The following is a 22521-nucleotide window of genomic DNA, read 5'->3' on the forward strand; positions in this document are numbered from 1 at the left end:
CAGATTATTTTGAATTCGTAGTTCTACTCCTTATGATTGATTATCACTTTTTTTTCGTTTTAAAAAGTAATTAATTATTGGTGCTACTAAAAATAATATAAAAAATATCCTAAAGATATGAAAACTTGATATCTTAGCAACATCTGCACCAGTAGCTATGGCAACTAGTACAATTTGACTCATACCTCCAGGAGCTCCACCTAAAAATAATTCGTTTAATGAATTATGAGTAAACAAATGAACAATAAAGACCATCAAAAATGATCCTAAAATTAAAATTATATTTTGATACATAATTGCTATAGCAATGCGACCTTTTAAATCACCTAATAAATGTGCAATTTGTAAACCAATTCTAATCATATAAATCACTTGTGCAAAAGCAAGAATATAATTATCTAAAGTAAAAGTCAGATGAGTTGATAAATTCCAAACAATTAAAACGACAATTGGAGCGAGTAATTGTTTTGTTGGAAAATTTATTTTTGACATTAAGAAATAAACAAAAGCTATAGCAATCATAATTAAAGCAATTTGGGGCACATTTAAAGCTCTTGTTAATGGTGTAGCTTTATGAATCATCTCTTCACTTGATGATGAATTGCTAAATAAAAAAGAAATAAGTGGTACAAGTACGACTACAAAAATAACTCTAGAAGTTTGGGTTAAACTTACTACTAAGATATTCGCTTTTTTATCTTCTTCAGCCATAATTAACATTTGACTTAAAGCGCCAGGTATTACACTCAAGATAGCAGTTTCAGTATTAACTCTTGCAATTTTTTTGAAAAAATAAGCAATCAATAATGATAACGTGATGAGTAAAACAGTCACCGTCACAATGGTTAACCACTCATTTTTGATATCATTAATGACTTGTGACGTAAACGTAGATCCTATTTGTACTCCAAGTAATATTAAGCCAATCTGACTAATCCAAAAAGGCCATTTAATATTTAGTTTTAGTACTTTAACCACAATAATTGAGGCTATAATGGGCCCAAACATAAAGGGTAAAAGCATATGAGATAATTTTAATATTAAACTCATGATCATCGCTATTATTAATAATATAATATTATTTAGCCAAATTCGCCTCAAAAATCATCACTTCTTTCTAGATTAAAAGCATTTAAATTAAAAAAAGTGGAACGATGATATTATCTCATCTTTGTTCCACTTTTATTATATTAACTTTTAAATATTAAACAATTCTACTTAATGCATTATCAAAAGCATGAATCGTTTTTTCAATATCTTCTTTGGTATGTGCGGTAGATAAGAATGTTCCTTCAAATTGAGAAGGTGGTAAAAATATGCCTTCTTTAGCCATTTCTCTATACATATTACTAAATAACTCTAAATCACTTTGATTCGCTTCTTCAAAGTTGGTTACAGGTCCTTTATTTAAGAAATAACCAATCATAGAACCAGATCTATTTACTGTAATAGGAACATTGTGTTTAGCAAATACCTCTTTAAGTCCTTTTTCTAATATATCGCCTAATTCTTGGAAATACTCATATGATTCAGGCGTTAATTGACTTAGTGTTTCATAACCACTTGTCATTGCTAAAGGATTACCAGATAGAGTTCCCGCTTGATAAATATTACCTACTGGAGCAATTTTATCCATAATTTCTTTTTTGCCTCCAAAAGCACCTACAGGTAAGCCACCGCCAATCACTTTTCCTAGGCATGTGATATCTGGTGTCACACCAAAATAACCTTGAGCACAGTTATACCCTACACGGAAACCTGTCATGACTTCATCAAAGATAAGTAAAGAACCATATTCTTTAGTGACTTCCCTTAATCCTTCTAAGAAACCTTTTTTAGGGGGTACAACACCCATATTTCCTGCAACTGGTTCTACTATCACACCAGCAATATCATCTCCATAATTTTCAAATGCTACTTTAATCGCATCTAAATCATTATAAGGTACTGTAATTGTGTTTTTAGCTGTGCCTTCAGGTACTCCTGGTGAATCTGGAAGACCTAAAGTTGCTACACCTGAACCTGCTTTGATAAGCAATGAATCGCTATGTCCGTGATAGCATCCTTCAAACTTAACAATTTTATTTCTACCAGTGTAACCTCTAGCCAGTCTTAATGCCGCTAAAGTAGCTTCAGTACCTGAAGAAACCATTCTTACTTTTTCAATTGAAGGCACTCTTTCAATAACAAGTTCAGCTAATTTATTTTCTTCTAGTGTTGAAGCACCAAAACTAGTGCCTTTATCTACAGCATCATGTAATTTACTAATGACTTGTTTATTTTTATGACCTAAAATTAATGGTCCCCAACTTAATACATAATCAATGTATTCATTGCCATCTATATCATAAATTTTCGAACCTTCACCATGATCCATAAAAATTGCTGGTGTATCTACTGATTTAAATGCTCTTACAGGGCTATTGACACCACCAGGCATAAGTGTTTCAGCAATGCGCATTGCTTCTTGTGATTTTTCATAAGTCATTAACTTGTTCCTCCTTAACCATTATTTATCTAAGTAACGACAAATATCTTTCGCGAAATAAGTAATAATCATATCTGCGCCCGCACGTTTCATTGATACCATTTGTTCCATAACCACACGTTCTTCATCTATCCAACCATTTTGAGATGCTGCTTTAGTCATAGCATATTCACCACTAACATTATAAGCAATAACAGGAATATTAGTGTTATTTTTTACATCTCTAACAATATCTAAATAACTTAAAGCTGGTTTGACAATCATCATGTCTGCGCCTTCTTTTAAGTCACTTTCTAATTCTCTTAGTGCTTCTAAACGATTAGCTGGATCCATTTGATACGTTTTTCTATCTCCAAATGAAGGAGCTGAATCTGCAGCATCTCTAAATGGTCCAAAGAAACTAGAAGCATATTTAATGCCATAGCTCATAATTGGAATATTATAATAACCAGCTTCATCTAAACCTTGTCGAATTTCGGTAACAAAACCATCCATCATATTACTTGGAGCAATAATGTCAGCGCCAGCTTCGACTTGAGAAATTGCTGTTTTAACTAATAATGGTAAAGATTTGTCATTATCAACATCATGCGTATGATCATCAATGATACCGCAATGACCATGATCCGTATATTCACATAAACAAGTATCAGCAACGATTAATAAATCTTTATGAAGTTTTTTTGCTCTACGTGTTGCCTCTTGAACAATGCCATTATGATTGTATGCACCAGAACCCACATCATCTTTTTCATTAGGTACGCCAAAGAACATAATCGCTCTAATACCTAAATCATATGCTTCATTAATTTCATCATCTAATAGATTTAAACTTATTTGATATACACCAGGTAACGATTTAATTTCGCTTCTAACATTATCTTTTTCTACTACAAAAATTGGATAAATTAAATCTTCTTTTCTAACATGATTTTCTCTTACTAAACTTCTCATTGTAGCTGAAGAGCGTAATCTTCTATGTCTATCGAATTTCATTATTTATTCCTACTTTCTAAAAATGTGTTTATTAATGCTTCAGAAGTTTGTTTATCTGCAATATAAGGTTCATAACCATAGGCTCTAATGCTATTTGCAGTTTGTTGACCTATAGCATAGTAATTTTTAAAATGCTTAGGAAATGCCTCACTAAAATAATAACGCACTGCAGATGAACTTGAAAATGTTAATGCTTCAACTTGATTATGTTGAATTAGATTGATAACTTCAATAATATTCTCTCTATCCGCTATAGGTGTATACAAGTCAATTTTCACAACATTATTATGTTCAGCGAGAGTTTGTTGCAATTTTGGTCTTGCCTGTGCACTGCTCGGAATTAAAATAGAAGATTTTTCTAGATTTAATCCTTCTAATAAACCTTCTTGAGAATAATCGTTAGGTATAAAATCTATATTTATACCTAATTGTTTACATAACTGCGCAGTTTTAGCGCCTACTACTGCAATATGTTTTACATTCACGTACTCTAAATATTTATAAAATAAATGTACGGCATTTTTTGAAGAAAAAATAAGCCAGTCATAATTATCATGCAAGAGTTGAGTATCAAATTCAAGTGATTGAATTTTAATAAATGGCTTATGAATGACTTCTACCATATCACTCTGTACTTTACTCGTTTGCGTCATAACTATCACTGGTTTCATCTAACTGTAACACCTCTACTAAGATTTAGTATTAATGTGATGCTTCTTCGTTTAATTTTCTTATAATTTCATACGCACCTTGTTCTTTAAGTATCTCACTTACTCTGTTCCCTAATTTTACAGGGTCAGTTCCTACTTCAGTATGTTCATAACGTTCCTTACCATCTGGTGTCATGATTAAGCCTGTAAACTCAATTTCATTGTTATTGTTATAATTCGCATATCCACCAATTGGAACTTGACAACTTCCATCCATTGCAGCTAAAAATGTTCGTTCGGCCGTTACACAATTTGCAACTTCATTATTGTGAACTTTTTGAAGTAACTCGAGAAGTTCAATATCGTTACTACGGCACTCAATGCCAAGAGCACCTTGACCGATTGCAGGTAGTAATGTGTCTTTATCTAAATAAGTTGTTACTACGTCATCAGACCAACCCATACGTTTGAGTCCTGCTGCTGCTAAAATAATCGCATCATAATCTTCTGTTTCTAATTTATTTAAACGTGTATCAATATTACCACGAATCCATTTAATTTTTAGATGAGGATATTTAGATAATATTTGTGCACCTCTTCTTAATGAACTTGTACCAACTATACTATTCTTAGGAAGTTCTTCTAATGGTACGTGATTTTTGGCAATATAGGCATCAAATGGTATTTCTCTATCAGGAATACAACCTAATGTTAAACCTTCTGGAATAATACTAGGAACATCTTTTAATGAGTGTATTGCCATATCGATATCGTTGTTAAATAGTTCATTTTGAATCTCTTTAACAAATAGGCCTTTTCCTCCAACTTTAGATAGTTGTTGATTCACAATTCGATCTCCCTTTGTGACAATCTCTTTAATTTCGATTTCTAAAGATGGATCAATGGCTTTTAATTTATCAATGAATTGTTTACTTTGTGTTAAAGCAAGTTTACTTCTACGTGAACCCACAACTAATTTACGCATAAACAAGGCCTCCTACATAAGTTTTCTTTTAATTAAAATGAGTAGTGAAGAATAAATTCACCATACATAGGCAAAATATCATAATATTAAAATAAATTAAATTAATTGAGATGATTTTCTTTTTTAAATACATAACGATATATACTGTATAAAGAAGCGTAATAATGACAGACAACATAACCTTCGGATCTTTAAATATTGCTATACCAACCGCATAGATTCCCCATTGAGCAATTAAAATTACACTCAATATTAATATTACTAAACCGCCCAAAGTTGAAAAAAATATAATTTTTTCAAGAGTTGCTACACTGCCAATTCTAAAATATTTCTGATTAAAGTTTTTTTCTTTAAGGTTTTTATATTGAATGATATATAGCAATGCATTTACAAATGCAAGTGCAAAAAAAGCATAACTCAATACTGCAAGCCCTACATGTACAAGTAATAATTCATTTATAACTTGTACTTTTTGTATACTGTTTGTATAGTGTTCAGGTCTAAATGTATTCATCGTTAATAAGATAAATCCAATTACATTCAAAAAAAACACAGAAAAACTTAGAACTTTAATAATATTTAAAACTAGAGAAATAGAAATAATCATCCATGACAAGAAGAAAAAAACATCAAATATGGAATTAAACAATACATCACTATGCGAAGTAATATACATAGACAAAGAGATTGTTTGTAAAAACCAAACAATCCCTAAGGCATAAATTCCAAGTACTCTAATCTTATGACTCTTCCGAACAAAGTCTATAAAATAACAAAGAATGCTAATTAAATATACAATTAATATAATTTCATGAAATCTAATAAATAGCGTTTCTTGCATATTATCACCATTTTAATATGCTTATTCAAAACTAAAGATATGTCGTACTGAAAGTTCCTTTTCTTTTTTTCGTTCTTTCACTGCTTTATAAGGATCTTCGGCTTCAATATCAAATATATTTTGAAATAGCTCTAATTTTTCATTACTTTTTTTATCGTTACTCAATTCCTTAGCCTGTTTAATTGGATCTTTCAACATTTGATTAATAATACTTTTAGTATGTTTAGAAATGACTGTTCGTTCTCGTTCAGATAGATTCGGTAATTTTCTATCGATACTATCCATTGTTTCAGCTTGAATAGTCATTGCTTTTTCACGTAAAGCTCTTATTACAGGAACTACACCCAACATATTTACCCAATCATTATGTGCTTTAATTTCAGCAGGAATTTCATTAGAAATAGCTTCAGCCGCCATTTGTCGTTCTTTTAAATTAGCATCAACTAAACCTTTTAAATCATCTACATCATAATTAAATACGTCATCACTTAAATTATGACATGGTTCAATATCTCGTGGTACTGCAATGTCTAATAATAATAATTTAGATTTTCTATATGATAGTGCCTGATTAATCATACTTTTAGTAATAATATAATCTGGTGAACTAGTAGAACTAATAACAATATCAGTTGAAGTTAATAAACTAGGTAAAGATTCTAGCTTATCATAACTAACTTGATGTTTTTCAGCTAAAATTCTAGCTTTACTTTCTGTTCGATTTACAATTGTAATATGATTAATGCCTGAGCCGAGTAAATTTAATAACGACAATTCACTCATTTCACCTGCACCAATAATAACAGCATGTTTATTTTTTAATTTACCTAATACTTTTTTTGATAATTCCACAGCAGCATATGAAACACTTACAGCATTATCTGCGATATCTGTTTCATTATGTGCTTTTTTAGCAAAAGTAATTGCTTGTTTAAATAGATGATTAAAGATAGTTCCAGTTGTTTTTAAATCTTGCGCTAAGAAAAATGCATCACGCATTTGGCCTAAAATTTGTGTTTCTCCTAACACAATTGAATCTAAACCTGAAGTTACACGCAATAGATGTTCTACTGCTTCGTCCCCCACTTTAACTTCAGACATTGCTTTAATATCATCTACTTCAAATCCAAATGAACGAGCTAAAAATCGTTGAATATAATATCGTCCTGTATGAATTTGATCCACTACAGCATATACTTCTGTACGATTACATGTCGATAATATTACATTTTCTAAAATTGCTTTAGTTTCGAATAAATCTTCATTGGCTAATCGTAAGGCATCATCTCTAAAAGCAACTTGCTCTCTTAAAGCTACATCAGCAGTACGATGATTTATGCTAATAGCAATAAAATGCATTTATAACGCCCTCCATATACTAACAATATCGTTAGTATAACACATTTTAGAATGAATTTAAGTTTGATGCTCAAATAAATTAGAAACATTCTAATGTGAAGTCAAAATTTCGTCACTTAATTACAAGATATTTCTTTTAATTTATATAATTAGCAATAATATCCCAAATGTATTGCTGTTTAGAATTTTGAATAGAAGAGTAACTTATAATTGTATCGTTTGGATCTAAATCTAATTTTTGTTTTATATTTTTTATATGTTTTTGAACTTTACCTTTCGCAATTTTATCTTCCTTAGTACAAATGACTAGTGTTGGCAGATCGAAATGTTTTAAATAATTATACATTAATACATCATCTTCGGTAGGATTATGTCGTAAATCTACAAGTTGAATGACTAAACCTAGATTTTCTCGTTTAGTTAAATACTCTTCTATCATTTTCCCAAATTTTTCACGCTGTGATTTACTTACTTTTGCATATCCATATCCAGGAACATCAACAAAAATAAGTTGTTCATCAATATTATAGAAGTTTAGAGTTTGCGTTTTTCCAGGCTGTTGTGAAGTACGAGCCATATTTTTTCTACCAATCATACTATTAATAAAAGAGGACTTACCCACATTAGAACGTCCACTTAAAGCGATTTCAGTTAAATTGGTTTCAGGATATTGTTCTTCTTTCACTGCACTAATCATTAATTCTATATTATTTGGGTTAATATTCATATTCAAACACCTCTTCATTATTATAGCTGCTTTATTATAATATAAATGTTTAAAAATCTAAAATTTTAAAAAAATGATATGTATAAAAATAAGGAAGCAGTTTCGAACTCAAATGAATTCTATCACCACTTCCTTATTATATGGTTGATAATTAAGCTGAAGTTTTAGTACCGTTCAATAAATTACCTTCTGAATCATACATTTCAGGCTCGATTTCCTCATTAATTGTTTGAGCAGTTACTACAACTTTAGCAACATCACTTGTTGAAGGTACATCATACATAATATCAATTAAAGATTCTTCTATAATTGATCGTAATCCACGTGCTCCAGTTTTTCGTTCAATTGCTTTTTCACTGACTGCTGCCAAAGCTTCTTCAGTAAATTCTAATTCAACGTTATCAAGAGCTAACATTTTTGTATATTGCTTAACTAACGCGTTTTTAGGTTGCGTTAAAATATTTTTAAGCGCTTCAACATCTAATGTTTCTAAATTAGCAACTATTGGTACACGTCCAATAAATTCTGGAATTAAACCATATGCTTGTAAATCTTCAGGACGAATTTGTGCTAATAAAGCTTCTTCATTATACTTATCTGCTTCATTGCTAGCAAAACCGATAACTTTTTCACCTAAACGGCGTTTAATGACTTCATCAATACCATCAAACGCACCACCTAATATAAATAGAATATTAGTTGTGTCAATTTGAATCAATTCTTGGTTAGGATGTTTACGGCCACCTTGAGGTGGTACACTTGCTGTTGTACCTTCTAAGATTTTAAGTAATGCTTGTTGTACACCTTCACCAGAAACATCACGCGTAATTGATGTATTTTCAGATTTTCTAGCAATTTTATCAATTTCGTCTACATAAATAATTCCTTTTTCTGCTTTATCAATGTCAAAATCAGCAGCTTGAATCAAACGTAATAAAATATTTTCAACATCATCACCAACATAACCTGCTTCAGTTAAACTTGTTGCATCTGCAATAGCAAATGGTACATTCAATGTTTTAGCAAGTGTTTGTGCAAGTAATGTTTTACCGCTACCCGTTGGTCCAATTAAGGCGATATTACTTTTTTGTAACTCAACATCATCTTCATTTGGACCCAATTGTTGAATACGTTTGTAATGATTGTAAACTGCCACTGCTAAAGATTTTTTAGCTTTTTCTTGGCCAATAACATATTCATTTAAATGGTCCATAATTTCTTTAGGCGTCGGTAATTCAGTAAATTCTTCTGAAGTAGCTTGAGCTAATTCTTCTTCAACAATTTCAGAACATAGTTCGATACATTCATTACAAATGTATACACCACTACCTGCTACTAATTTTTTAACTTGATCTTGGTCCTTACCACAGAAAGAACATTTTAAATTTTCTTCATCTTCATTAAATTTAAACATTCATTTACACCTCTATCCTTAAACGACTATACTAGATAGCATTCTACAATGCAAATTGATAGTTAACAACTAAAATGCTTAAAACATATAGTAGCAGATACATATAATGATGCACCTGCTACTTATTTTTAAACTTTATATCAATTTAAAAGTTTATTATTTGTCTTCTTTTTTATCTTCTTTAGCTGAATCAACATATTTAGCATTGTCTCTTAATAAGTCAATTACTTTTTGAATACGTACATCATTTTTAATGATATCAGTATTACCAAGAGTTTGTTTAATATCTTCTACTGAGATATTAAATTGACTGCTCATTTTTTCTAATTCTTTATCAATATCTTCATCTGTGACTTCGATATTTTCTTCATCTGCAATTGCTGATAATGTTAAGTTTGTTTTAACACGTTGCTCTGCATCATCTTTCATTTGTTCTCTTAATTGAGATTCATCTTGACCAGAAATTTGGAAGTAAGTTTGTAAGTCTAAACCTTGTTGTTGGATTCTTTGACCAAATTCTTGAACCATACGATCTAATTCAGTGTCAATCATAGCTTGTGGAATATCAATTGTTGTATTTTCAGTTACTTTATTAATTGCTTCTTCTTTTTCCACATTTTCAGCATCTTGTGCTTTTTGTTCTGATAAACGTTTGCGTAAGTTTTCTTTATACTCATCTACTGAATTAGCATCTGAATCTAATTCATTTGCAATTTCATCAGTTAATTCGGGTACTTCTTTGTATTTAATTTCATTTACTTTAGTTTTGAATGTAGCTTCTTTACCAGCTAATTCTTCAGCGTGATATTCTTCTGGGAATGTTACAACAACGTCTTTTTCTTCTCCAGTTTTAACGCCTACTAATTGATCTTCAAATCCTGGAATAAATGAACCTGAACCGATTTCTAAATCATAACCATCAGCTTGGCCACCTTCAAATTGTTCGCCATCTACATAACCATCAAAGTCAATATTTACAGTGTCTCCTTCTTCAACTGCACCATCTTCTTTAACAACCATATCAGCTAAATGACCTAAACTATGATCAATTTCATCTTGTAAATCTTGATCAGTTAATTCAGAATCTTGTTTTTCAATTTCAAGACCTTTATAATCTCCTAATTTAACTTCAGGTTCAACAGTCACTGTTGCTTCAAATTCGAAATCTTTACCTTTTTCAATTTGAGTTACATTAATTTCAGGTTGAGCTACTGGATTGATTTTAGTTTCTTCAATGGCTTCACCATAAGCTTCAGGTAAAAGAATATCTACTGCATCTTGATATAATGCTTCAACGCCAAAACGTTGTTCGAAAATTGGACGAGGCACTTTACCTTTACGGAAACCAGGCACGTTAATTTGTTTAACCACTTTTTTAAATGCTTGATCTAATGCTTTATTTACTTTTTCTGCTGGAACAGTAACTTTTAATAAACCTTCGTTACCTTCTTTTTTTTCCCAAGTTGCTGTCATGTATAAATACCTCCATGCTTACATTTTTAATTTTTTCAACTTCCCTATTATATCATAGGTCCAATATGGACACAAACAATGTTTTATAGGGGATTTTAAATAGTAATTCAACTTTACAGAATCATTTAAGTAAACTAAAATGATTTGCTCACATTTAATTATCTAACTGATAAATTAATGTTAATAATTCTTGATTTGCTTCACTTACTTCTATACCAATCATTGACTTAAAATAAACATCATAAGCTATTATCCAATCTTCTTCATTAAAAAGTGAAAATATATCAAGTGGATATAGTTTTATTGAATGATTATTCATCACATACTGAGCTTCATTTTGTATATTCAAAGCTCCATTTTCTAATCTATCGAGAACTTTGGGAATAACAGTAGTTTTCATATCTGTGTGTTCTAAACCTTTTAATGTTGTAGGGAGGATGTTGACTTCATAACCATACTTCTCAATTTTTATTTCACTATCATAATTTGAAAAACGTAAATACTCAAGCATGAGACTTTTTAAATTATAAGATTCTACTTGATTAGATAATAAAAAAGCAACCGTCTTTCTGAATTCATAATGTCCGTTATCAATGAGTTTAATCATTAATTTAGTTTGACGATTTAAATCTAAACTAGTAAATTCTGATAATAATTGACTAGAAAGTTTCTTGTCTTCATCTAATTTAGATTGGGCATATTCTTTTAATGGAAAGAGTGCCATTCTAGTTTTATGTTCTTTCACTTCGTTAATGATTTGATTAATGACTTCAATTGCTTCATAATTCTGATTTAAACCTATTAATGCTTTAATATAGAAAATAATTAGTTCGTCGTAATGAGGTATACCTTTTTTTAAGAAAATAATTGCTTCTTCTCTTAATTCTAAATATAACCCTAATTCATTTAACATGTCACATTTAATCAAAGATAATTGATTATCTAACTCGAATGAGGCTTCATATATATCAAACAATTGATACATTTCTTTATATTTATTTTGTTGTTGTGCATTTAAAATATTATGATATAATTTTTGCTTTGATTGAGGAAAAGGGATAATATCAGACATATTGAGCCCCCTTTATTTTAAATCTTTTAAAATTAACGCACTCCATGATTCAAAATGATTTAAATCATTTATTTCATCTTGTGATATCCAATTAATTTTTAAAGTGTCAGTTTCTCTAACTTCTACATCACTAGATTTCACCTTAATTTTGAAAACAACACCTATATGAACTTTACCTACTGCATTAGTATCATCATTAATAAAACCAATATATTCCATATTTTGAGATCTATCTTCAGATAATCCTACTTCTTCATTAAGTTCTCTTTGTGCATTCACTCTTAAAACTTCATTAATTGAATCGGCACCAACAACATTATTCATATGTCCACCAACACCCACTGAAGACTGTCCGTGTAAGCGTTCTTCTCCGCCACCACTTAAACGTTGATATACTAAGATTTCATCATTTTCATTTTCTAAAAGACAATATGAAATAAGTTGTTTATAAGATGGATCTTCTTCCATATCTCCACGTCTTTTTACTTCATAGTTTTTAAACGTATTAAATATTTCTTCACCTTGAACATCGTTTTTCGATAAGAATCCATTAAATGCATTTTTTTCATTATCAAATAATAATTCTCTTGATACGACGATGATTTGTTCATCAAATTTAGACATAGTTAACTCCTTGAAATTAATATTCTTTTTTAATAGTTTAACAAACCAATGATTTAAATCACAATGATATTTAACTGGTTCGTTTACTTATCATAATTCTATTAAAGAATATTTGATGAATAAAAGTAAATAAAAAAGCCAATAAGGTTTTATAGTTACCTTATTGGCTTTTAAATATTAATTATTTTAAAGCATCTTTAGCTTTTGATACTAATTCACCGAAAGCTTTATCGTCTGAAATAGCAATTTCAGAAAGCATTTTACGGTTAATGTTAATGTCAGCCTTTTTCAAACCGTTCATTAAACGAGAATAGCTGATGTCATGTTGACGTGCAGCTGCATTAATACGTGTAATCCATAATTTACGGAAATCACGTTTACGTTGACGACGGTCACGGAATGCGTATTGACCTGATTTCATCACTTGTTGTTTTGCTACTTTATATAATGTATGTTTTGAACCGAAGTAACCTTTAGCTAATTTAATCGTTTTTTTACGACGTGCTCTTGTTACTGTTCCACCTTTAACTCGTGGCATGTTAAATTCCTCCTTAAATATATCGCTTTATCATCGTTCGAAAGTAATATTAATTATTTTTTGTAAGCTAATAATTGTTTTACGCGTTTCATATCGCTTTTAGATACTAGTTTAGCTTTACGTAATTTACGTTTTTGTTTAGTATTTTTATTTGCAAATAAGTGAGATGTGAAAGCTCTAGAACGTTTTAATTGACCTGAACCAGTTCTTTTAACACGTTTAGCTGCTCCACGGTGAGTTTTCATTTTTGGCATGATTCATTTCCTCCTAATAAAAGTAAATTATTTTTCGTTTATAGGCGCTAACATAATAAACATTTGGCGCCCTTCCATTTTAGGTTTTTGTTCAACAGTGGCAATATCTTTACATTCGTCTGCAAATTTTTCTAAAACACGTTGACCAATTTCTTTGTGTGTAATTGCACGACCTCTGAAACGAATAGAAACTTTACATTTGTCACCTTTAGTTAAGAATTTACGTCCATTTTTCAACTTAGTTTGGAAATCGTGTTCCTCAATAGTTGGACTTAAACGAATTTCTTTAACATTGATAACTTTTTGTTTTTTCTTCATTTCTTTTTCTTTTTTCTGTTGTTCGAATTTATATTTACCATAATCCATAATTCTTGCAACAGGTGGTTTAGCATTTGGTGCAACAACTACTAAATCTAATTCAACTCTTTCAGCCATCTCAAGAGCTTCTCTTTTAGATTTAACACCAATTTGGTCACCATTTTGGCCAATTAAACGTAATTCTTTTGCGCGAATTTTTTCGTTAACTTGCGTTTGATCTTTTGCTATGGTTGACACCTCCCAAAATTTTACGAAATTTTCCCAAGCAAAAAGAGCGGACAATATTTGCCCGCTCTTCACTCATACACGATAATTGTGTGACATGATTAACCTGCCAACAGCTTTTTGCGTCGCTACAGGTGAGAAACGGGTGTTTCTACTTGGTTCGTTTCGTAATCAACGATACTAATCATATCAAGTTTTATTAAGCATGTCAATTGTTTTTTAAAATTAGTGATGTTTTACTTCATTCATTGAGACATCTTGGCTTAAATCAACTTCTTCAAGAGGTATTTTTTTAGTTTTATATCTTAATTTATGATAAATAAAGAATACTAAAAATACTGGAATACCCATATACGTAATAATAAATCGATTAAGATCAAAGTGCCCTGTTTTAATGAAATCTACATCTTGTCCAACAATCACAATCACACACAATATACCTGCAAATATTGGACCGAATGGGAACCATTTCGCTTTATATTTCAATTCTGATTTACGATGATGCTGAACATTAAATGCTCGTCTAAAGCGATAATGACTTACTGCAATACCTACCCAAGCAATAAACCCTGTCATACCACTGGCAGCTACAATATATTCATAAGCATTTCCGCTTAATTTTTGTACTAAGAAAATAACGACTACAAGTACACCAGTAGCAATCAATGATAAATATGGCACGCCATGTTTATTCGTTTTACCAAATGAAGCGAAAGCTAATTTATCTTTACTCATTGAATATAACATACGTGTTGATGCATACATCCCTGAATTACCAGCTGATAATACTGAGGTTAAAATAACTGCATTCATAAATGAAGCAGCGAATGCTAACCCTGCATTTTTAAAGACAAGCGTAAATGGAGATGTTGCAACATCGTTATCTCCACCCATTAATGCATTACTATTGTAAGGAATTAACATACCAATAACAAAGATGGCTAAAATGTAAAATAATAATATTCTCCAGAAAACTTGTTTAATTGCTTTTGGAACAGCACGTTCTGGATTCTCAGATTCTCCAGCAGTAATGCCTATTAATTCAGTACCTTGGAAGGAGAAACCAGCAACTAAGAATACACCTAGAATTGAAAGTAAACTACCGCCAAGATTTCCACCTAGGATTGGCCCATCACCTTTAGTAAATGTCTCAAATCCTACAAAATGTCCACCCATAATTCCTAATATAGTTAAAATACCAATAATTATAAAAATAATTACTGTAATCACTTTTATAAGTGCAAACCAATATTCACTTTCACCATATACTCTTACAGATAAAGAGTTTAATGCGAAAATAATAACTATAAAGATACAACTCCATACCCATGCTGGTATCCCTGCCATAGGTGTCCAATACTGTATGACTTGCGCTGCAATAGTTACATCTGCCGCTACAGTAATTACCCAGTTAAACCAATAGTTCCAACCTAATGCGAATCCTAATGATGGATCTACAAATCGTGTTGCATAGGTACTAAATGAACCTGAAACAGGTAAATACGTAGCCATTTCTCCTAAAGAAGTCATTAAAAAGAATACCATAGCTCCAATAATTGCATATGCAATAAGCGCACCTAATGCACCAGCATCGTGAATAGCACCACCTGATGTCATAAATAGGCCTGTACCGATACAGCCTCCCATTGCAATCATAGAGATATGACGATCTTTTAACCCTCTCTTCATACCGCTATCTTGATTTTCAACTTTACTCATATAAGCTCCCTTTCTTAATGTAGAGGTTAGCTAAGTATTTATTTGTTATGTGAAGATAATTAACATATTTAATTTTTATAAATGATATGTAAATCAAATTACAAATTAAAAAATAGGTACATACCGTTAAGATATGCACCCATTACTTAATCTATATCGGTAGCACATCACAAACTGTGACAGTACAGTTTCTATTCGATAACTGTCCCAACAAATCATAAGTATGGTTATCATTTGTTTCGGCATCTTTACCTTTCATACTTTCAACATACGTTCCATATCAACTTCTGAAGTATTACTTTTTAAAGATGCAACCTCTAACTCATTTTTATTTAACTACTTTGTAATATACATTAAGGATATTATTTTATCAAGACTATCTACGTTTTTTTAGACGAATTTCATCTACTAAGTTCCAGATAAATTCATCTCTTTCTATTGTTTCTTGATCTTGTGAGCCATACTTACGAACATTTACTTCGTTGTTTTCAACTTCTTTATCTCCTACTACAATTTGATAAGGAATTTTTTGCATTTGTGCCTCTCGAATTTTATAGCCCATTTTTTCGTTACGATCATCAATTTCTACACGAACACCTTGAGATTTTAATTCATCTTGTAAATTTCTCGCATAGTCGTAATGTAAATCTACATTTACTGGAATAATCTCAACTTGTTTTGGAGCTAACCATGTTGGGAAAGCACCTTTAGTTTCTTCAGTTAAGAAAGCTACAAAACGTTCCATAGTTGAAACTACGCCACGATGAATAACAACAGGTCGGTGATTTTCACCATCACTACCAATATAAGAAAGATCAAATCGTTCAGGTAGTAAGAAATCAAGTTGTGCAGTTGAAAGGGTTTCTTCTTTACCCATTGCAGTTTTAACTTGAACATCTAATTTAGGACCATAGAATGCTGCTTCTCCAATAGCTTCAACATATGGTAAGCCCATTTCATCTACTGCTTCTTTAAGCATAGACTCAGCTTTATTCCACATGTCATCATCGTCCATATATTTTTCTTTATCTTCAGGATCTCTGTAACTTAATCTGAATGTGTAATCTTCAAAACCAAAGTCTTCATAAACATCTTGTATCATATGAACAACGCGTTTGAATTCATCTTTAATTTGGTCAGGACGTACAAAGATATGAGAATCATTTAAAGTCATACCTCTTACACGTTGTAAGCCTGATACTGCACCACTTGCTTCATATCTATGCATAGTACCTAATTCAGCAATACGAATTGGTAATTCACGATAAGAATGTGGTTTATTATTATAAACCATCATATGATGTGGACAGTTCATTGGACGTAATACCATTTCTTCAGTTTCATCTAATTTCATTGGTGGGAACATATCATCTCTATAGTGATCCCAATGACCTGAAGTTTTATAAAGTTCAACGTTAGCTAGAACTGGAGTATATACATGATCATATCCCATGCTTACTTCCTTATCTACAATATAACGTTCAATTTCACGGCGAATTGTTGCACCATTTGGTAACCATAGTGGAAGACCAGCACCAACAAGTTGATTATTTGTAAATAATTCTAAATCTTTACCAATACGACGATGATCACGTTCACGACGTTCCTCTAACATGTCTAAATGTGCTTTTAAATCTTTTTTATCAAAGAAAGCAGTACCATATATACGTTGTAACATTTTATTGTCGCTATCCCCACGCCAATATGCACCTGCAGTAGAAAGAAGTTTAAATTCTTTAATTTTTGAAGTTGATGGCACATGAACACCACGGCATAAATCTGTAAATTCACCTTGAGTATATAATGTTACATTCTCATCTTCAGGAATTGCATCTATTAATTCTAATTTATATGGATCATCTTTAAAGAAATCTTTTGCTTCTTCACGAGAAACCACTTTACGTTCAATTTTATAATTTTCGTTAACAATTTGTTTCATTGTTTTTTCGATTTTTTCAAAGTCATCTGATGATACTTTTTCATCCATGTCAAAGTCGTAGTAAAAACCGCCTTCAATCACTGGACCAACACCGAATTTAACATCTCCATAAATTCGTTTTAATGCTTGAGCCATTAAATGAGCAGTTGAATGACGTAATACCTCTAGAGCTTCATCACTACCAGGTGTAACAATTTCAATTGCCCCATCTTCTTCAAGTGGACGAGTTAAATCAACGAGTTGATTATTAAATTTTCCTGCTACTGCTTTTTTTCGAAGTCCAGGACTAATTGATTGTGCAATATCTTCTGTAGTAGTTCCTTTGTCAAATGATTTTGAATTGCCATCTGGAAACTTAATATTAATTTGTTCCATATCGAAACCCTCCATAAATTTTATTCTATGATCGCTGAAGAAAATAAAAAAACTCCTCCCTATAAAAGGGACGAGTTCGTCGCGGTACCACCCTAGTTATCTAGATGTATTCTAGATATCTCTTCATAAGATAACGGTCTTGAGCCGGATACTGATTACCAGCATCTAAATATGAAGGAGTAATAATTTAATATATCAACCAAATTCTCATCAATTGTTGGCTTGCTGTATGATAGAGATTAAATTATCATATCTTCATTTATTTCAACGATTTAGATTTATCTTTATTATACATCACACATTGTAAATTTCAATTATTTCGTAAATTTTTTCCATCTAAATAAAATTCATTTGCTAAACTTTTGATACGTTCGATAATTCGAGCAGCTTTCGTTATTTCTGCCCCTTTGTTTGATATAGATAAATGATGTTCTAATTCTTCCAAATTTAGATTTGAACTAAAGAATGTTGGTAATTCATGAACCATACGATAATGTAATAAGGGACCTATCACCTCATCCCTTACCCACGTTGTGACATCCTCAGCTCCGATATCATCTAACATTAATATATTTGCTTCTCGTATACGCTCTAACTTTTCATTATAACTTCCATCTTTAAAACCACCTTTGAGTATACGAATGTATTCAGGTAAATATACTATTGTAGATGGCACATGTTTTGACTTAAGCTGGTTTGCGATAGCTCCTAAAATAAAAGATTTGCCTGTTCCAAAAGGGCCATGTATATAAAGACCCTTAACGCGTTCACCGTTAACTAACTTTTTACAAATATCGTTAACTTCCATAGCTATTTCAAGTCGACTTCTATCGTTGGTATAGATATCTTTAACTTTTGCATTTAACGTATCTCGTTGCATGTGATGAGCAGTAATGAGTTGTGAACTTAAACGTTCTTCATCGTATTTAATTTTGCAAGGACATAATCGATAACGAACTTTAATACGCTCATTTTCTATATATAATTCTGGAATATGACCTTTAACAAAGTTTGGACAGTGTGCATAATCGTGACCATCGTAGTGTTTTTGTTGATCTTTATATTCTTGAAGTACATTTAAATCTTTATCAATCATTTCATTAGTAAGTTCTGACTGGTGTTGATTTAAAAATTGTTTAACATCAGAATCATTAATGACTTGATGTTTTATTTTAGCAATTCTTTTGTTTAAATTATCTTGATTTTTTATAAGTTTACTAAATGGTTTCATCTAATCCTCCCAATCTTGTTCTAATTGAGTACGAAACGCTTCTCTATCTTTTTCAAATTGCGCATCATTATTGTTTGGTTTTTCATCTTGTTGATTTTTATTTTTTAACCATTTTGGTGTTTTTTCTATTGATGCAACGTCACGTTGTTTATATTGACGTTTTGTTTTTTTAGTTATACTATCATTGATTTGTTGATTTGTTTTCAGCGCATAATCATATGCTTGTTGTGCAGTTTTAATACCTAACTTTTTCCAATTTGAAGCGATTTCAAATATATAGGATTTAGGAAGTTTCATCTCATTCTTAAGCATTACAAATTGTAATAAAATATTAATTACACCAAATGACAATTTTTCACGCTCTATTAACTCTTCTACCATTCTTTTTTGTTGTAAAGTTGGTTCTGATTCTGACCAAGACGCTAACATATCAATAGGACTTGTGTTTTCTAATAACTTAAACCAACTATCACTTTCCTTTATATCATCAGTAGTCTCATTTGGACGCTGTGATTGTTCTGAATGATTAGAAGGTTTAGCTTTAGTTTGTAACTTAGGAAGCTGTTGTTGATGCTCAATTAAGTAATGAGACCTTGCTTGTTTTCTCATCTCTTCAAATGATAACGTTTGATTTTGTGTGATAGAGTTAAGAATGATTCGTTTCATAGAAGTAGGCGTTAACCCATATAAAGTAGCCAATTGTAAAATTAATTGTTTTGCCTCTTTAGTAATAATTTCTCCACTTATAAAATGATGTTGTAACATATCTCTCAACATATCAAAGTCAAATGATTCATTATCTAAATCTATAGTAGCTGAATGATTTTCCTTTTGAATTGTTGAAGCATCAATAGATATATTTTTTTGTGGAACTTTGAATACATCAGTAAATTTGCGCGTTACTTGCTGAAATTCTTTTAAATCTGGTTCATCTTTTTCAAAATACGCTTTTAAATCTTTATATCTTCGATTATCAACTTCATTGTATAGGTATATAGATAACATTGGATCATTAAAAAATTGGTATGCCGTTGGAGGTTGAATCAATTCATATATAAACATAGACTGATTACTATCATGTTTTACAAATGTTTTAATTAACCCAATGCCTTCAAGTAAATCCATATATTCACGGAATTCTAATAAATTTATTTTAAGCTCATTCATGATAGTGTAATGTGTGAGAATAGTATCTTCAACTTCATCGATAAATTGGTTCATGAAATGATATACACCAATAGCTTTAAAGCCAATTAACGGTATGTACAATCGATTTAATATCTCTAATTGTTGATGATTAAAGAAAAAATGTCGATATACTTTAAATCCATCGTGTGGACTTAAACCATACTCATAAGATTTAAAACTCATTTATGAATCACTCCGTTTGTTATCATCCAAAATACCTTGCATCGATGCTAGTAATTGATCCACATCTTTAAACTCTTTATATACTGACGCAAATCGTACATAAGAGACTTGATCTACATGCATGAGCAAATTCATTACATATTCACCTATATCTCTAGATGAAATTTCTGTATGACCTTTATCGCGTAATTGCCATTCTACTTTATTAGTAATGTCTTCCAATTGTTGATATCTAACTGGTCTTTTTTCACAAGATCTTACAAGACCATTTAATATTTTTTCTCTTAAAAATTGTTCACGTGTGCCATCTTTTTTGACCACAATAAGTGGACTCACTTCAATATGTTCAAATGTTGTAAATCTTGTCCCACAATTCTCACATTCACGTCTTCTACGTATTGCGTTAGCTTCATCAGCATGTCTTGAATCTACCACACGTGAATGTGTGGCACTACATTTTGGGCATTTCATATCTGTCACCCTCTTGAATAGATTATGCTTCATTATACTATAAAAACGATTTATGACAAAAGAACTCATATGTGTTGATAATAAATTGATACAACTTAGCTGTCTAAACCTATAATAAAATATAAAAAGGAAAGTGAAATAGAATTCAATATAAATTCTTTTTTCACTTTCCTACATATGACTCATTAAAAAAATTATTTAATATTTTTATAATGTTTTAATCTATAAAATCAATGACATTATATTAGAATATCAACTCTAAAATTAACAATCTTTTATTTATTAAAAGCTTAAACTGCAGTCACGGTAGACTTTTCTACTAGTTGTTCACCAATCATTTCAGCTACTTCTACTACTCTATTAGAATAACCCCATTCATTATCATACCAAGCAATCACTTTCACCTTATGATCATCCATTACAATTGTATTCTCAGCATCGATAATAGCTGAATGTGGATTTGTATTGAAATCGACAGATACTAAAGGTGCATTTTCCACTTCTAAAACACCATCTAAATCTGAATGACGAAATGCATTATTAATTTCGTCAACAGTTACCGGTTTTTCTAAATCTACAACTAAATCAACTAAAGAAACATTTTTTGTAGGCACACGTAAAGCTAACCCATGAAGTTTACCTTCTAGTTCTGGTAAAACTTCTTTCAATGCTTTTGCTGCTCCAGTAGAAGTTGGAATAATACTTTCATTACATGAACGTGCTCTACGTAAATCTTTATGGGGATTATCAATATTTTTTTGATCATTAGTAATTGCATGAACAGTAGTCATTAATCCATTTACAATACCAAATTGATCATTTAAAACTTTAGCAACTGGTCCTATACAATTTGTCGTACATGAAGCATTACTGAAAATGTCATACTTTTCAACATCTAATTTGTCATCATTTACCCCTTTAACAATCATTTGGACTTCTCCACCTTTAGATGGGCCAGTTAGTAATACTTTTTTAGCTCCAGCATGAATATGTCCAACTGCTTTATCACCATGATTAAATTTTCCAGTTGCTTCAATTACGATATCTATATTTAAATCTTTCCATGGTAAATTCTCAGGATTTCTATCTGACACTAACTTAATGTTATGGTTATCAACACGTATACCATCCTCAATTGGTTCTACTTTTTTATCATAACGTCCATGCGTTGTATCATAGTTAATTAGATGTGCAATTGTTTCAGGTGGATAGCTTGCATTAATCGCAACCACATTAAAATTTTCATTATGTAATGCAATTCTTAAAACCATTCTTCCTATTCTACCCATTCCATTAATTGCAATATTTGTTGACATTTAAAGCACTCCTTGTTTTATATGTTATACTTTATAAAATTAGTATAACATAATAGATTCCGATTGAAAGCGTTTACCAAAAATAATGTAATATTTTTTACATTTTAAGTTTATATAACTAATATATTTATTATA

General features: G+C 30.9%; 21 protein-coding genes, 1 riboswitch and 1 other annotated feature. All 21 genes read right to left on the reverse strand.

Features of this window, described 5'->3' with window-relative positions:
- Nucleotides 1-30: 30 nt before the first annotated feature.
- The 21 genes from HMPREF2578_RS05590 to gap all read right to left on the reverse strand — a co-directional run bounded on the left by HMPREF2578_RS05590 (nucleotide 31) and on the right by gap (nucleotide 22386).
- The gene (locus tag HMPREF2578_RS05590) at nucleotides 31-1101 is read right to left on the reverse strand and encodes an AbrB family transcriptional regulator (RefSeq protein ID WP_070508284.1); all 1071 of its coding nucleotides are present in this window, start codon (nucleotides 1099-1101) and stop codon (nucleotides 31-33) included.
- A 103-nt stretch (nucleotides 1102-1204) separates the two neighbouring features.
- Nucleotides 1205-2488, reverse strand: coding sequence for a glutamate-1-semialdehyde 2,1-aminomutase (hemL, locus tag HMPREF2578_RS05595; protein ID WP_070508285.1), 1284 nt, complete (start codon nucleotides 2486-2488; stop codon nucleotides 1205-1207).
- Nucleotides 2489-2509: 21 nt separating this feature from the next.
- Nucleotides 2510-3484: a porphobilinogen synthase gene (gene hemB, locus HMPREF2578_RS05600; RefSeq protein WP_049414970.1), complete on the reverse strand. Its 975-nt coding sequence runs from the start codon at nucleotides 3482-3484 to the stop codon at nucleotides 2510-2512.
- A complete protein-coding gene (locus tag HMPREF2578_RS05605) occupies nucleotides 3484-4155 on the reverse strand; it encodes a uroporphyrinogen-III synthase (protein WP_002448958.1) in 672 nt (223 codons plus the stop codon). Before HMPREF2578_RS05605 ends, hemB begins: the two co-directional genes overlap by 1 nt.
- Before the next feature lie 31 nt (nucleotides 4156-4186).
- On the reverse strand, nucleotides 4187-5119 hold the full coding sequence (hemC, locus tag HMPREF2578_RS05610; RefSeq protein ID WP_017176145.1) for a hydroxymethylbilane synthase: 933 nt from the start codon (nucleotides 5117-5119) through the stop codon (nucleotides 4187-4189).
- Between the two features lie 28 nt (nucleotides 5120-5147).
- Nucleotides 5148-5960: a cytochrome c biogenesis protein CcsA gene (gene ccsA, locus HMPREF2578_RS05615; RefSeq protein ID WP_002448932.1), complete on the reverse strand. Its 813-nt coding sequence runs from the start codon at nucleotides 5958-5960 to the stop codon at nucleotides 5148-5150.
- A 21-nt stretch (nucleotides 5961-5981) separates the two neighbouring features.
- A complete protein-coding gene (gene hemA / locus HMPREF2578_RS05620) occupies nucleotides 5982-7319 on the reverse strand; it encodes a glutamyl-tRNA reductase (protein WP_002488006.1) in 1338 nt (445 codons plus the stop codon).
- A 136-nt stretch (nucleotides 7320-7455) separates the two neighbouring features.
- Entirely contained in the window at nucleotides 7456-8046 is a 591-nt protein-coding gene (gene yihA / locus HMPREF2578_RS05625; RefSeq protein ID WP_002448982.1) for a ribosome biogenesis GTP-binding protein YihA/YsxC, read from the reverse strand.
- 151 nt (nucleotides 8047-8197) lie between these two features.
- Complete coding sequence (clpX, locus tag HMPREF2578_RS05630; RefSeq protein WP_049414987.1) at nucleotides 8198-9460, reverse strand: ATP-dependent Clp protease ATP-binding subunit ClpX; 1263 nt, start codon at nucleotides 9458-9460, stop codon at nucleotides 8198-8200.
- 156 nt (nucleotides 9461-9616) lie between these two features.
- Complete coding sequence (tig, locus tag HMPREF2578_RS05635; protein WP_017176144.1) at nucleotides 9617-10933, reverse strand: trigger factor; 1317 nt, start codon at nucleotides 10931-10933, stop codon at nucleotides 9617-9619.
- 154 nt (nucleotides 10934-11087) lie between these two features.
- Nucleotides 11088-12005 (reverse strand): hypothetical protein, encoded by a 918-nt coding sequence (locus HMPREF2578_RS05640; RefSeq protein ID WP_017176143.1) that lies wholly within the window; start codon nucleotides 12003-12005, stop codon nucleotides 11088-11090.
- 12 nt (nucleotides 12006-12017) lie between these two features.
- Nucleotides 12018-12629, reverse strand: coding sequence for an NUDIX domain-containing protein (locus tag HMPREF2578_RS05645; protein ID WP_049414990.1), 612 nt, complete (start codon nucleotides 12627-12629; stop codon nucleotides 12018-12020).
- 181 nt (nucleotides 12630-12810) lie between these two features.
- Nucleotides 12811-13167, reverse strand: a complete 357-nt coding sequence (gene rplT, locus HMPREF2578_RS05650) for a 50S ribosomal protein L20 (protein ID WP_002448983.1) — start codon at nucleotides 13165-13167, stop codon at nucleotides 12811-12813.
- A gap of 53 nt (nucleotides 13168-13220) precedes the next feature.
- Nucleotides 13221-13421: a 50S ribosomal protein L35 gene (rpmI, locus tag HMPREF2578_RS05655; RefSeq protein ID WP_002448990.1), complete on the reverse strand. Its 201-nt coding sequence runs from the start codon at nucleotides 13419-13421 to the stop codon at nucleotides 13221-13223.
- Nucleotides 13422-13448: 27 nt separating this feature from the next.
- The gene (infC, locus tag HMPREF2578_RS05660) at nucleotides 13449-13976 is read right to left on the reverse strand and encodes a translation initiation factor IF-3 (RefSeq protein WP_029376817.1); all 528 of its coding nucleotides are present in this window, start codon (nucleotides 13974-13976) and stop codon (nucleotides 13449-13451) included.
- 23 nt (nucleotides 13977-13999) lie between these two features.
- Nucleotides 14000-14127 (reverse strand) — a sequence feature (ribosomal protein L20 leader region).
- A 62-nt stretch (nucleotides 14128-14189) separates the two neighbouring features.
- Nucleotides 14190-15683 carry an amino acid permease gene (locus tag HMPREF2578_RS05665; protein WP_002448996.1) on the reverse strand — a complete coding sequence of 498 codons (1494 nt, stop codon included), beginning with the start codon at nucleotides 15681-15683 and terminating at the stop codon, nucleotides 14190-14192.
- Nucleotides 15684-15835: 152 nt separating this feature from the next.
- Nucleotides 15836-16011, reverse strand: a riboswitch (Lysine riboswitch).
- Between the two features lie 48 nt (nucleotides 16012-16059).
- Complete coding sequence (gene thrS / locus HMPREF2578_RS05670; protein ID WP_019835438.1) at nucleotides 16060-17997, reverse strand: threonine--tRNA ligase; 1938 nt, start codon at nucleotides 17995-17997, stop codon at nucleotides 16060-16062.
- 310 nt (nucleotides 17998-18307) lie between these two features.
- Nucleotides 18308-19228, reverse strand: a complete 921-nt coding sequence (gene dnaI, locus HMPREF2578_RS05675; protein WP_019835439.1) for a primosomal protein DnaI — start codon at nucleotides 19226-19228, stop codon at nucleotides 18308-18310.
- A complete protein-coding gene (locus tag HMPREF2578_RS05680) occupies nucleotides 19229-20599 on the reverse strand; it encodes a replication initiation and membrane attachment family protein (RefSeq protein ID WP_019835440.1) in 1371 nt (456 codons plus the stop codon).
- A complete protein-coding gene (gene nrdR, locus HMPREF2578_RS05685) occupies nucleotides 20600-21070 on the reverse strand; it encodes a transcriptional regulator NrdR (RefSeq protein WP_002448939.1) in 471 nt (156 codons plus the stop codon). It abuts the gene before it with no gap.
- Nucleotides 21071-21360: 290 nt separating this feature from the next.
- Nucleotides 21361-22386 (reverse strand): type I glyceraldehyde-3-phosphate dehydrogenase, encoded by a 1026-nt coding sequence (gene gap, locus HMPREF2578_RS05690; RefSeq protein ID WP_002448943.1) that lies wholly within the window; start codon nucleotides 22384-22386, stop codon nucleotides 21361-21363.
- Between the last annotated feature and the right edge of the window lie 135 nt (nucleotides 22387-22521).

The sequence above is a fragment of the Staphylococcus sp. HMSC072H03 genome (genome assembly GCF_001809305.1).
GTDB lineage: Bacteria > Bacillota > Bacilli > Staphylococcales > Staphylococcaceae > Staphylococcus > Staphylococcus hominis.